The sequence below is a fragment of the Bdellovibrio sp. GT3 genome, from assembly GCF_037996765.1.
Classification (GTDB): domain Bacteria; phylum Bdellovibrionota; class Bdellovibrionia; order Bdellovibrionales; family Bdellovibrionaceae; genus Bdellovibrio.
This window is the reverse complement of the sequence record NZ_JBBNAD010000005.1, coordinates 14,178-26,411: the sequence shown is the minus strand read 5'-3', so window position 1 is coordinate 26,411 and position 12,234 is coordinate 14,178. Positions and strand designations below refer to the sequence as shown.

Annotated in this window: 16 protein-coding genes and 1 tRNA gene; 9 read left to right on the top strand and 8 right to left on the bottom strand. The window is 46.6% G+C overall.

Features of this window, described 5'->3' with window-relative positions:
* Positions 1–7 precede the first annotated feature (7 nt).
* Together AAAA73_RS07420 and AAAA73_RS07415 are read left to right on the top strand one after the other, a co-directional pair.
* Positions 8–1,009 (top strand): LLM class flavin-dependent oxidoreductase, encoded by a 1,002-nt coding sequence (locus tag AAAA73_RS07420; RefSeq protein ID WP_340597567.1) that lies wholly within the window; start codon positions 8–10, stop codon positions 1,007–1,009.
* A gap of 66 nt (positions 1,010–1,075) precedes the next feature.
* The gene (locus tag AAAA73_RS07415) at positions 1,076–1,255 is read left to right on the top strand and encodes a hypothetical protein (protein ID WP_340597566.1); all 180 of its coding nucleotides are present in this window, start codon (positions 1,076–1,078) and stop codon (positions 1,253–1,255) included.
* A gap of 2 nt (positions 1,256–1,257) precedes the next feature.
* Here the strand turns inward: AAAA73_RS07415 and AAAA73_RS07410 are convergent, their stop codons facing one another.
* Positions 1,258–2,454, bottom strand: a complete 1,197-nt coding sequence (locus AAAA73_RS07410; RefSeq protein ID WP_340597565.1) for an exo-beta-N-acetylmuramidase NamZ family protein — start codon at positions 2,452–2,454, stop codon at positions 1,258–1,260.
* 141 nt (positions 2,455–2,595) lie between these two features.
* On the opposite strand from AAAA73_RS07410, the gene AAAA73_RS07405 reads away from it, so the two are divergent.
* Complete coding sequence (locus AAAA73_RS07405) at positions 2,596–2,781, top strand: hypothetical protein (protein ID WP_340597564.1); 186 nt, start codon at positions 2,596–2,598, stop codon at positions 2,779–2,781.
* On the opposite strand, the gene AAAA73_RS07400 is transcribed toward AAAA73_RS07405, so the two are convergent.
* From AAAA73_RS07400 to AAAA73_RS07380, 5 genes are all read right to left on the bottom strand, one after another.
* Positions 2,778–3,653 carry an AraC family transcriptional regulator gene (locus AAAA73_RS07400; RefSeq protein ID WP_340597563.1) on the bottom strand — a complete coding sequence of 292 codons (876 nt, stop codon included), beginning with the start codon at positions 3,651–3,653 and terminating at the stop codon, positions 2,778–2,780. The two genes, AAAA73_RS07405 and AAAA73_RS07400, sit on opposite strands and share 4 nt — an antisense overlap.
* Before the next feature lie 5 nt (positions 3,654–3,658).
* A complete protein-coding gene (locus AAAA73_RS07395; protein WP_340597562.1) occupies positions 3,659–4,792 on the bottom strand; it encodes a patatin-like phospholipase family protein in 1,134 nt (377 codons plus the stop codon).
* Between the two features lie 67 nt (positions 4,793–4,859).
* Positions 4,860–4,988, bottom strand: coding sequence for a hypothetical protein (locus tag AAAA73_RS07390; RefSeq protein ID WP_340597561.1), 129 nt, complete (start codon positions 4,986–4,988; stop codon positions 4,860–4,862).
* Positions 4,989–5,053: 65 nt separating this feature from the next.
* Positions 5,054–5,491, bottom strand: a complete 438-nt coding sequence (gene dtd / locus AAAA73_RS07385; protein WP_340597560.1) for a D-aminoacyl-tRNA deacylase — start codon at positions 5,489–5,491, stop codon at positions 5,054–5,056.
* An 84-nt stretch (positions 5,492–5,575) separates the two neighbouring features.
* A complete protein-coding gene (locus AAAA73_RS07380) occupies positions 5,576–7,081 on the bottom strand; it encodes a sensor histidine kinase (protein ID WP_340597559.1) in 1,506 nt (501 codons plus the stop codon).
* A 344-nt stretch (positions 7,082–7,425) separates the two neighbouring features.
* Here AAAA73_RS07380 and AAAA73_RS07375 point away from each other — a divergent pair, with 344 nt between their 5' ends.
* From AAAA73_RS07375 to AAAA73_RS07365, 3 genes are all read left to right on the top strand, one after another.
* Positions 7,426–8,109 (top strand): hypothetical protein, encoded by a 684-nt coding sequence (locus AAAA73_RS07375; RefSeq protein ID WP_340597558.1) that lies wholly within the window; start codon positions 7,426–7,428, stop codon positions 8,107–8,109.
* 41 nt (positions 8,110–8,150) lie between these two features.
* On the top strand, positions 8,151–8,792 hold the full coding sequence (locus AAAA73_RS07370; protein ID WP_340597557.1) for an iron-containing redox enzyme family protein: 642 nt from the start codon (positions 8,151–8,153) through the stop codon (positions 8,790–8,792).
* A gap of 104 nt (positions 8,793–8,896) precedes the next feature.
* Complete coding sequence (locus tag AAAA73_RS07365; protein ID WP_340597556.1) at positions 8,897–9,307, top strand: hypothetical protein; 411 nt, start codon at positions 8,897–8,899, stop codon at positions 9,305–9,307.
* A gap of 77 nt (positions 9,308–9,384) precedes the next feature.
* Here the strand turns inward: AAAA73_RS07365 and AAAA73_RS07360 are convergent, their stop codons facing one another.
* Both AAAA73_RS07360 and AAAA73_RS07355 read right to left on the bottom strand, forming a co-directional pair.
* Positions 9,385–9,867 (bottom strand): DUF4423 domain-containing protein, encoded by a 483-nt coding sequence (locus AAAA73_RS07360; protein ID WP_340597555.1) that lies wholly within the window; start codon positions 9,865–9,867, stop codon positions 9,385–9,387.
* Positions 9,868–9,962: 95 nt separating this feature from the next.
* On the bottom strand, positions 9,963–10,469 hold the full coding sequence (locus tag AAAA73_RS07355; RefSeq protein ID WP_340597554.1) for an SAM-dependent methyltransferase: 507 nt from the start codon (positions 10,467–10,469) through the stop codon (positions 9,963–9,965).
* An 87-nt stretch (positions 10,470–10,556) separates the two neighbouring features.
* On the opposite strand from AAAA73_RS07355, the gene gcvT reads away from it, so the two are divergent.
* The 3 genes from gcvT (at position 10,557) to AAAA73_RS07340 (ending at position 12,180) form a co-directional block, all read left to right on the top strand.
* Positions 10,557–11,639 carry a glycine cleavage system aminomethyltransferase GcvT gene (gene gcvT / locus AAAA73_RS07350; RefSeq protein ID WP_340597553.1) on the top strand — a complete coding sequence of 361 codons (1,083 nt, stop codon included), beginning with the start codon at positions 10,557–10,559 and terminating at the stop codon, positions 11,637–11,639.
* 10 nt (positions 11,640–11,649) lie between these two features.
* Positions 11,650–12,039: a glycine cleavage system protein GcvH gene (gene gcvH / locus AAAA73_RS07345; RefSeq protein WP_340597552.1), complete on the top strand. Its 390-nt coding sequence runs from the start codon at positions 11,650–11,652 to the stop codon at positions 12,037–12,039.
* Between the two features lie 58 nt (positions 12,040–12,097).
* A tRNA-Leu gene (locus AAAA73_RS07340) sits at positions 12,098–12,180 on the top strand.
* Positions 12,181–12,234: the final 54 nt, after the last annotated feature.

Sequence of the window (12,234 nt, the reverse complement as noted above, 5' to 3'; positions counted from 1 at the left end):
TACAAATATGAAAACTCTCTCTGAAGTAAAATACTCTATTTTGGATTTGGCCTCGATCGCTCAAGGGAAATCCATCGCGGATTCATTTCACAATTCCCTGGATCTGGCTCGTCATGCAGAACAGTGGGGATACAATCGCTATTGGCTGGCAGAGCATCACAACCTGGAAGGCATTGCCAGTGCCGCCACTTCGGTACTGATCGGTTACATCGCTGGAGGAACCAAGAGCATTCGCGTGGGTTCGGGCGGCATCATGCTTCCGAATCACGCGCCGCTAGTGATCGCTGAACAATTCGGAACATTGGGGACTTTGTATCCGGGAAGAATTGATTTGGGATTGGGGCGAGCACCGGGGACCGATGGATTGACGATGCGGGCGCTGCGCCGGGATTTGCGACGTGAACCGGATTTTGGTGAATTGGTGCTGGAGCTGCAAGGTTACTTCAAGGAATCATATCCCGATCAAAAGGTTCGGGCGATTCCAGGGGCGGGTGTGAATGTTCCGCTATGGATATTGGGCTCTTCACTTTACAGCGCGCAGCTGGCTGCATATTTAGGGTTGCCGTATTCTTTTGCGGGCCACTTTGCTCCTGACGAAATGATGGATGCCATTAAAATTTATCGCGCAGGATTTCAGGCCTCTGAACATTTAAAGAAACCTTATGTGATGCTTGGAATTCAAATTGTCGCAGCAGATTCAGATCAGGAAGCGCAACGATTGTCGACGACGATGATGAGACGATTCCTGGGGATCATCCGTAATCAACGAGTGAACATGGAACCACCGGTGGACTCGATGGCTGCTTATTGGACCGTGGCCGAGGAGCAACTGGTGAAATCCCGCTTGGCGACGTCCATTATTGGCGGGCCGGAGACAGTAATCCGTAAACTGCAGGAGTTCATCAATGCCACCCAGGCCGATGAGCTGATGATAGTTTCGGATCAGTATAATCACAGCGACAGATTGCGCTCTTTCGAGCTTATATCGCAGCTGATGAGGAAATCTTAGAGAATCGCGATTTCATTAACCGAAGGTCCAGCACTCCCTGTCTTATCAATAGGAAAGGGGGCCAGGATGCGGTTCTTAATTTTTTCACTGGTGTTAGTAAGTCAGTTCGCTTTTTCAGTTTCGGAGGCGTCGGTTGCGGATCGTATCTTGCGTCGCAAGCTTTTAAGAAGTTTGCAGTATATTGAGTACTCGATCGCTGCAAATGAAAATGGTGGGAGAATGTCCCCCACCATTATTGTCGGTTAGAACTATTTGTATAACAGATACTTTTTGCGTTCTTTTGCCCAGCTTTTTTCGTCTTTAGCCAGTGCCTGATCCAGATCCTTTGGCGTGGCTTTTTTATCCTCAATCCAATTCTTCAGAGCCGGACCGCCGTTGATCACATCAAAGGCCAAACGGTCTTTCACATACTCATATGCAAAGTCGCGATAGATTGGATACTGTGGATGCATTTCGCGGATTACTTTTAGCATCAGGGCGGTTAAACGGAATGGTTTAAACAGTTCATGCTTGTAAGCGACGGTGTCCGTATGGAATTGGAATCCGTGGCACAGCTTCCCGACATGTTTATGGAAAGTTGGTTCAAAATAGCATTCACGCAAGATCGCACCCTTGTGCCATTGCGGTGCTTTCTTTTTCATTCTTACCAGCACTTCGCTGAAGTCGATATCAGAGGCACCAATGACTTCCAGTGCGCGAGTCGTGCCGCGGCCTTCGGAAAGTGTTGTGCCTTCGATCAAAACAGTTCCCGGATAGGCGCGGGCCATATTCAAATTCGCGGCATTCGGTGATGGATTAACCCACGCACGTTTTTGCTCCCAGCCAAATCCAGGCGCTTTGTTTGGCGCATAACCTTTCATTTTGATGACATTCAAATCCAAATCCATTTTGTAGAAATCAGCAAAGTACAAAGCCAATTCGCCGACCGTCAGACCATGACGCATTGGAATTGGAGCTGCTCCAACAAAGGACTCCCAACCCGGAAGCATTTTGAATCCTTCAATAGGGCGGCCCGCTGGATTCGGACGATCAAGGATGATGATGGTTTTATCCAGCTTCGCGCATTCTTCCATCACGTAAAGCAAAGTGGTGATAAATGTATAAATGCGACAACCGAGGTCCTGAAGATCAAACAAAAGGACATCAAAGTGGCTCATCATTTCAGCGGTGGGTCTGCGAACCTCGCCGTAAAGACTGAAGATGGGAATTTTATGAACGGGGTCCACGAAGTTCGGGCTTTCAATCATGTTATCCTGTTTGTCACCGCGAACACCATGTTGTGGTCCGAAGGCGCAGGAAAGTTTGATTTTTTTAGATAGCAGATCCAGGCTGTGTTCCAGATTTTCATTTACACTGGCGGGATGGCAGACCAGGCCCACACGCTTTCCTTTTAGTGACTTCAACATCTTTGCATCGGAAAGCAAAACCTCAATACCCAGTTTCATTTGTTAACTTCCTTGTTAAAGCAAAATTGTAAACCCATCCCCAAGGTGATTCAAATGGGAAATTTGTGCTAGTCCGTGGGCAATTGCTCCATGGTCAAAAACCGGGAATTCGGACATAATGACATTCAGAAGGGAGCCAATATGGACAGCACAATGTGGGTCGTGGGTGGCGCGATCATAATTTCGATTTTCAGTTTTCTAGCCTATGCCGTCCTGGCCTTCTTTTTCCCGGAATGGGTGGGGATCACAGGTAAGGTGGCCTTGGACACCGAACGCAGCCATGGCGAAGGGCAAAACGCACCAGAGCACTTCACGGACAAGTTTTAAGTCTGGCTGGGCTTGCCGGTTTTGCGAAACTTGCCGGCGCTTACTTTCATATTCTTCTTTAAAAAACGACTGAAATAGTTGGGGTCATCGAAACCAAGGGCGTAGCCGATTTCCGCAATACTCAAGTCGGAATATGATAGCATTCGTTTCGCTTCCAGCAGGCAGCGATTTAAAATGTATTCCTTGGCCGAAACGTCCAGTTCCTTTTGAACTTTTGCGGAGAGTGACTTTGCAGTTACTTTCAATTGAGCCGCATAGAATTCCACCAGATGCTCGTCCTGAAAGTGCTCTTCCACCAGATCGGTGAACTGTGTTACCACGTCGTTATTTTCGCCCAATTGGCGGTCAGCGGCTTTGGTGACCCGCAAGGCTTCCAGCAAAACCAGACTTAAATAGCTTTGCAATGACAGTTCGTAGTTGTCTCCCTGATTAAGGAATTCACTTTCCATCATCGCCAAAAACTTTTCAGAGAATATATCATTGCCTGTGGGAATCTTGAAGTGATCCGGAACCAGTCGGCTGTGCTGGGACAAACGCAGATTCCCCAACAGATTTTTTCCAAAGGACTCTTCGGTGTATTCAATGACAAAGCCCTTGCTGTTTTTTGCAAGCTTCCAGCCATGCATCTGGCCAGGCTTAATCAGAAAAACCTGAGATCCTTTGACGGGGTAGGTGGTGAAGTCGATCTCGTGCCAGCCCGTGGATCTGTGCACGACCACGATTTGATAGAAATCATGCTTGTGAGGAAAAGCAACCTTCGGAGTGATTCTGTCTTTCAAACGTTCAATGCGGATGTCTCCGCGTCGAACCATTTTAACACCCAGTGATTCCAAAGGGTGTCGTCGTTTGATTGAATCAGCTTTATTGCCCATGACGCCTATTTCAAAAGGAATTTAATAATTTCTTCCTTTTGAGCATAACCGTCTTTGCGACCTATTTCTATCAGATCCGAGCAGAATGTCGGATCAAACATCAGATAACTGATGATTTCGCTGGCATCCTGCATGCTTCCCAAACCTTTCATCAAATAGCGAATGATACGGGGAAGTTTTGCGGCCTTTTGCACAGCCATTTCGCCGATATCTTCAGATGGCGAGATGAAAAGATAGTCCAAAGGACGTAACGCGACTTTGCGTTGTTGATCGGGTGTGATTGCTTTGGCGTATTCATTCAGGCGACGCAGTTTTTCGATATCCTGCTCGACAGCATCCAGCAGCACGCCATTTAGGATCGTGTTGATCACGCGGGCAAGGCTTGGTGCGGTTTCGGAATTTTCGGCATGCAAATCATAGGCGGTGGAACTTTGTAAACGGACTCCGACCACCATAAGTTTTTCTGCACCCAGATAAATCACCGGACTGCAGGGTGCATGATTACGAACAGCACCATCACCGAAAAATCTTTCATTCACTTTGATTGGTGGAAACAGCAACGGAATTGCCGAGGACGCCATGATGTGCTCAGTGTTGATTTCACTAAGCTCACTGCGTTTACGCCCTTTATCCCAGGAGGAAATTTCATTTTTACTTTGCACGAAAGATGTCGTTGCGGATTTTGCGTAGTCAATGGAGGTGATGCAAAGAGCATCAATATGACCGACTTCAATATTTTCACGGACCTGGTCGTAGTTCATGTTGCGACTGATAAGTCCACGCAGGGGCGTGGTGTCCAAAAGTCCTCGGCCTGGTGTTGTACCGGCGATTCCACCCAAAGATATTTCTTTTAGCCACTGGATGCCAATTTTTCCCATGGTCAGGGAGTCGGTGGAAAAGACCTGATCAAAATGGACTTCACTCCACAAGCGAGCCAAAGAATCTGTGGCGTATTTATAGTCGTGGGCATTGCTGGCCAACGAACTTGCATTGATCGCTCCGGCACTTACGCCAGAGAGAAAATCGAATTTAAGCGGAACTCCCGAGGATTGGGCAATTTCATAGATCGCAAGCAAGACACCTGCTTGATATGCACCACGCGCCCCACCCCCAGATAAAACTAATCCTGATTTTTTCATACAGATTATTATCGGAATTTAAGGCAGGGAGCTGTATGTATCGGAGCTGGCCGTTGGTCGAGCTTATTTACGGTAAAACCCAATAGATATAGATAAGGATGGCCAGAGTCAGAAATCCCAAAAGAATAGCAGCAATGGTTCCGAGCAAAACATACATTTGCTTTGATTCGGGTTCTGTTTTTGGATCCAATTCCATTGTGTGTCCTTACATCGTTTGGCAGCAACGTGCCATGGGTGTGACCGAATGTAGCCTGTGAAACGTTAAACTTCAAGGAGCAAGGTTACGGGACCGTCGTTGAGCAAGGCGATTTTCATATCAGCCCCAAATATTCCGCCTTGTGTTGGAATTCCGGCAGATTGACTGAGTTCCAGGGCTTTTTGATAAAGGGGCTCTGCCAGTGCCGGTGATTCAGCGTTGATGAAGCTGGGACGTTTGCCTTTCGATGTGTCACCTAAAAGTGTGAATTGCGAAACCAAAAGATGTTCTCCCTTCACATCCTTCAGAGAAAGATTCATTTTGCCATCGGCATCGGGGAAAACTCGGAGGTCGGCAATTTTAGAAATGAGTTTTTGCAATTGTACTTCGGTGTCGCCTTTGGCAACTCCCAGAAGTGTCAGAAATCCCGGACCGATGGAGGAAATGATTTTTCCATCGACGGTGACGGAAGCGGAAAGGACTCTTTGTACAACGGCCTTCATGTTTGCAAACCTTCTTCGTGAAGATTTGATCTTTATCCAGCCGCTTATTGAAGTCAAAAAAAGGGAGCTCAAGGCTCCCTTTTTTTATTGCCACTCTGGTGCGTGGTTGCTTTTTACGATGACGTTGGGCTTTTTCAAAGATGCACCCACTGGTCTGCGACGTGGAAGTGAGAAGGTCACTGTGGTTCCGCGCCCGGTTTGGCTTTGGATCTGAACGGTTCCACCGTGTGCTTCCACAATTGTTTTCACAATGGCCAGTCCAATGCCAGCGCCCTTGTCGGCGGTCTTTTTGGCTTGCCAGAAGTTATCAAAGACACCGGCCAATTGATGCGACGGAATGCCAGGTCCACTGTCGATCACAGAAATATTAACGTACTTCTGGTCACTGCGAACTTTCACCACCACTTTTTCACCTTTAGGGCTGAATTTGATAGCGTTTCCGATCAGGTTCGCAAGGACACGAAGCACGCGTTCATTGTCGTAGAATGCCAGGACGGGAGGGTTGACACTGTCAATCTGAAGACGCACATCGTGTTGTTTGGCCATGGCTTGCATTTGCATGCGGGCACTATCCAGAACGTTATCGACGGACAACTGATCCATGCGCAACGTCAGGCCGTGCATTTCGGTGTTCTTTTGATCACGGATATCCTTGATCAAACCTTCGATATTGATCACGGTGCTTTTCATAAGCTCGCCGCTTTCAACGATATCCAATCCCTGCGGAGTGGAAGCCATACGATCCGCGGTTGACGAGATCATATTCAAAGAGTCCTGAAGATCGTGGGAAATGGCGAACAGCGCTTCATCGCGATCCTGAACTGCTTTTTTCGCCTCTTCATAAAGACGGTTTTGCTGTGCCAGTTGAAAAGACTGTTTGCTAAGCAAGCGAACAACCAGGAACGCCATGCCCAGGAAAATGAAAATCAAGGAGCCTGAAAGCCAGGTCATGCCAAAAGGAATCTGGATTTCTGCTTGTGCAGCAGCGGTGCGGATTTCTTCCTGTGCTTTGTCGATTTGAACCTGATGCAGGTGAATCATATCATCAAAGGCTTCGTTGAGCTGGGAACGAAGGGGAGTGGATTTCGACTGAAAGAATTGGCCGACGATGCGTGACTCCGTTTTCTTGTCACGGTGTTCGATGGCTTGGTCAAAGTACTCTTGATTCTTAACCTGAATATCCTGGATTCGTTTTACAATTGCTGGAATGCCCGGAAGGCTGTGTTGTTTTTCGAAGGACGTCAGTGCCGTCAGCAGGGATTCTTTTTCATTCTTTTGTTTATCGTAAATATTTTGGGAACCTAAAAGAAAATAGGCGCGGCTGTTGTCGAGTTGCGACGAAGCGATCCCACGCATGCGTTCGATTTCGATCAAGGCTGCTGGATCGGCATGTGTTGTGATGCCATTGGCTGCAACTCCTTGCTGCACGCGCATTGCGTAGCCCCATGCGCCAATCAGAACTGCCACGAAAACAGCTGATAGGACCAACAGAGCTTTCTTTTCAAATGTCGACTTCTTCTTTGTTGGCGACATTTCTGTTTGATTATTCTCTTCCAATAAGACTTCGGTTTGATTTGTATTTGTGCTCATACAAATTGAATAACAACCCTCAGTGTGTTTAAGCAACTCAGAAAGTTAGAAAATACTAACAAGTCTAGTCGAAGTTTGTGTTCCATTAAAACGTTTGAAGATATCTTCACACGATTCCGGAAATTTTGAATTTTGAAGTCGCTGAAATCAGCGTTCGACTCTAATTACAAATGTTGGAGTCTCGAATTGAAATAATCCAAAAACCGTTTATTTACGTATCAAATAAGGATTTGTAGAGTTCCTCTCTAGTAATTCCAGAATTTGCACGTTCGATTTCAATACTAAAAAATCAACCTTCAAGTTCGCGCAAGCACGTTCCGAAAGATCATCGCGGAGGAATATGCATGGGGCGATTTCAGTATCATTTATTCAATCCACGGGCGCTGAGCGCAGACACGGTACAACTTAGCAACGATGTCTATGATTTGTGGAAAAAAGTTTACAAAGATGTTTTGGGAAGTGTCGGTGAACCGTTAAATCCGGATGATTTTCATCGATGTGACGTGATCGTCGCAGTGACCGATAATAATAAGGTCTTTGGATTTCATATGTACAGTGTATTTGATCTGCGTTCAAACGCTTTAAGAGATCATCACTATATGGCGGCCTTTGATGACATCATCATTCAGAAATTCAAATCCCTGGGCATCAATACGATTATGAGTATGGAATATCTAACGGTGTCTCCCGATTATCGTTCGCGCAACAGTGACGTGAATTGGGCGGAAATAATAATCGCCTTGGGTAGCAAAGTGATGGAAGCCGGGGGGTGGGATGGCTTGGTCGGCACAGCCCGCAAGGACCTGCATGTTCGTCGTAAAGCTGAAAAAAGCGGCACGAACTATTTTGGCAGCGTGAAGAAGATGAACTACGAATGTGAAATCGTGATGACGCAAAGAGGTCGCGTGCAGCGATTGCCGGATTCGAAACATGCGGATTTGGTTGATGTGTTGTGGGATGCCAAGGCCAATCATACCGATATTCTGAACGAGTCCCTGATCACGGTTCCAACCAAAAAAGCAGCGTAATTCAATTTAATCATTTTCTAAAAACCAGAAAAGAGAAGCAAATGAAGCACAAGAACGTAAACGACGAACTTAAAACCCTTCTTAAAGACTCGCAAAAACAAATTGAATCTTTCCCGTGGGAAGACAAGCAGGCTTACTCGGCCTGGGTATCCCAAACCTATTATTTTGCCCGTCATACGACGCGTTTGTTGGCGTTGGCCAGCGCCCGCACCGAGTTTGCGGCGCCCGAATTTCACAATCGGTTCCTGGCGCATAGTGGGGAGGAAAAAGGTCACGACAAATTGTTGGTTAACGATCTAAAGACCCTCGGCAGTAAAATGGAAGAGTGGCCGGAGATGCCTGGCGCCTGCGCGCTTTATCAAACGCAGTACTATTACATTGAACATCAATCACCGATGGCGTTCTTTGGATATATTCTGGGGCTTGAAGCCTTGGCCGCCTATTTTGGCGAGCACATCAATAAAAGGGTCGAGAAAGCCTGGGGCCCTAAAGCTGCGCATTTCATTCGCGTGCACGCCGAAGAGGACGTGGGTCACACCGACGAAGCTCTGTCCAAGATTGCGACTTTGCCGGAACATCACCAGACGGTCGTGTTGCAGAATCTGAAGCAGACGCTGAGTTACTATGAACAGATGCTGAATCAATGCAAAGAAGCCTCTAAAGCAGGTCTTAAAGCGGCCTAGTCTCTTGCATTAGGGCTATAAAGAAAATATCATTTAGAGACACGGTAAGCGGTCCCAAAGGGGCCGCTTTTTATTCAAATTTGAAGTGGGTATAATAAATCGGTATGGAACCGTCTCGCTATAAATTCAACTTAGAACGAGAGCTTGCGCAATTGAAGGTCTACCGCGCGTACTTTCTGAACCTGGTTTTCTGGGGCGCAGTGGCCAGTTGTATGTACTTTATGATCAGCTTCGGTTCCATGGTGGCGGAGGACAGTCATTCCTTCCGTAATGATCTGGCCAGTGCTTCCGATGAACGAAAGACGTATATGGCCTGTGTGATGATCATGAGGACGATCAATCCTTCGGCGACAGAGTTTTCCAGCTGTGAACCCTACAATACCTACGACAAAATCAAAAATAGAAAACTTGCGACCGTTGAACCTGTCGACGGGGATTGCCCGACTGGTTATAAATTGATTTCAAATTTTGGATCTATTGTTTGCAAGCCGATTGCGACGGAAAAGAAAGAATAGCTTTTAAGATTCGCAGAAATAAAAAAAGCCGAGTGCTGTTACACTCGGCTTTTTAATTTCAAACTACTTATGCAAGATTAGTCGTTAAGACCAAAACCGGAAACCGGGAACATGGAAACAGAGATCTGATAAGTCTTACCCTGTTGAGTCACGCCAGCATCCAACCATTGCGCAAGGTCCTTGCGGAATGATTTGATTTTTTCCTTAGCCTCATCCAAACGCGTTTCATCAACAGTGATAGTGATTGTTGATTGCTCGCGGTCTTCGCTAGGCATTTTCTCAAGCAAGCGCTCAAGTTTACGTTTCATTTTCTTTTCGCGGCTTACTTCAGCGAATTGTTGAAGCTGCTCACCTGGCAAATTCAAACGCTCACCAAACATACGAATAGTTCTCATAGTTACAGTGCGTTTGCCGTTCAGGATTTTTGAAAGGAAAGATGAGTCCACTTCCAGGTGTCTTGCGAATGCACGCAAAGAATAACGTGGATAGTTTTGGCTGCGACGAGCGAGCTCTTCTTCAAGGAATTGACGGAAATCTGAGTTTTTGATTTGTTCTTGCATGACCGAAGTGTCTATTTGCAGGGGACCGAATAATCAATATTTTGTTCACAGTCTTACACTAATTTAATAGAGCCATGCGGGGTGCGTTAGGTTTTTTAAATTTTATCGAATATCAATAGTTTACGAACTCTTCCATTTTCTGGAACATTACAGAATTTGGTGAATTGGAACGATGATTTGAAGGGTTCAAAATCATCAAAAAACGCATCCAATTTCTCTTCATAGTTGTGTGTGCTAATGATGTACCGTTTGATAAATGATGAATTTTTCTCGTGAATTCCGCGCATGATGTCGGCGATGGTATGTGTCCCCACTCCGATGATAACAACGGTGCCGCTGACTTTGTGTGTTAAGGACTCTCCGCTTTGAGCCCAAAAGAAGGCCCGCTGATCCTGCTCGTACTTTTGGTGCTTTTGTTCGAAGCGTTCTTTCAAGGCGGAGACGATATGTGGCACTTGGTCAACAAAGTGCACTTCGGGAAATCTTCCGCTGCGATACGCACTGAGTCCCAGATAGCCATGATCGCAGCAAAAGTCCCAGACGGGTTCCCCTGGAATCAAATGGTCATAGACGGCTTGCATGCGATCGGAAAGTTTAAACATGATTCAAGAGTTCTTACTAAAGCTGCGGCGGCGTTGCAATCGTGGCCTTCCTTGACTGTTACTTAGGTAAATCGGAGACTCACGGCCATGAAAAAAACTCCATTAGCTGATACACACGTTTCTTTGGGTGCCCGCATGGTCGACTTTGCCGGCTGGTACATGCCTGTTCAATATGTAGGTCTTCGTGAAGAGCACGACAATGTTCGCAAGAACGTGGGCTTGTTTGACGTTTCTCACATGGGCGAAGTCCGTGTGAAAGGGCCTAAAGCCCTTGAAACTTTGGAGTGGTTGACGACGAATGATGTGGCTCGTTTGAATGATGGCGAAGCTCAGTATTCCCTTCTTCCTAATGATCAAGGCGGCCTGGTCGACGATATTATCGTTTATTGCCTTTCCAAAAACTCTGACTACCTGGTTTGTGTGAATGCCTCTAACAAAGACAAAGACTTTGCGTGGATGACGAAACACAACAAGGGTTCTGATATGACGGACGAATCCGATAAGTGGGGTCAGATCGCGATTCAAGGCCCGAAAGCTTTGGAACTTTGTGACCGCGTCTTTGGTTTCAAAGTCAGCGAAATGAAGCCTTTCACTGTGAAATCCGGCAAATTCCAAAACCACAATATTATGGTCGCTACCACTGGTTACACAGGGGAGAAGGGCTGCGAAGTGTTCGTGGACGCTGCGGGAACGCCGGCGCTTTGGAACGAGCTTTTGGCGCAAGGGAAAGACTTGGGAGTGGCTCCGATCGGGTTGGGCGCTCGCGATACTCTGCGCACCGAGATGAAGTATTCCCTTTATGGTCATGAGATTGATGACACGACGAATCCTTATGAAGCGGGTCTTGGTTGGGTGATTAAACCAGCTAAAAAAGACTTTATGAACAAGGCGCAAATCGTTGGGGTCAAAGAGGCCGGATTGAAGCAAAATCTTGTGGGATTTAAGATGCTTGAGAAGGGCATTCCCCGTCAGGGATACAGCCTGTTTTCTTTTGACAATAAAGAAATCGGCAAGGTAACTAGTGGTACTCACTCACCAAGCCTGGATGAACCAATTGGCATCGCATTTATTGATGTAGCTTATGCCAAAGAAGGGACCGAGTTCCTTCTGGATATCCGCGGCCGTAAAGTGAAAGCGGTTGTTGTTAAAACACCATTTATTTCGAAATAAGGAGCCCATCATGGCATTTCATATTCCTGAAGACTATTACTACACAAAAGAACACGAATGGGCTCAAGTTGACGAGAACATCGTGACTGTCGGCATCACAGAGTTCGCACAGGATTCTTTGGGCGAGATCGTTTACGTTGAACTTCCAGAAGAAGGTCAAAAGATCACTCAAGGTCAAATCTTTGGGGTGGTTGAGTCCGTAAAAGCGGTTTCTGACCTTTACGCGCCAGTTTCTGGCACGGTAATCGAAGTAAACGCGTCTTTGGGCGACGATCCATCAGTTTTGAACGACGATCCAGTGAACGAAGGCTGGTTGGTTCGTATCGAAATGGATACTGAAAAGGAGCTTGCTAACTTGATGCGCGCTCCAGATTACAAAAAATTGATCGCAGACAAATAATTTCTATTGATTTAGTGGGCACAATTCGCTAAATCTTTGTTTCCGCTAAAACGGTGTTGCCCCGCTGGTGAAATTGGCAGACACGCTAGACTTAGGATCTAGTGCGCAAGCGTGGGGGTTCAAGTCCCTCGCGGGGCACCAAATCTAAAACTAATCGACACAATTTAAACTCCGGAGAGGTCTCTCCCGGATGTC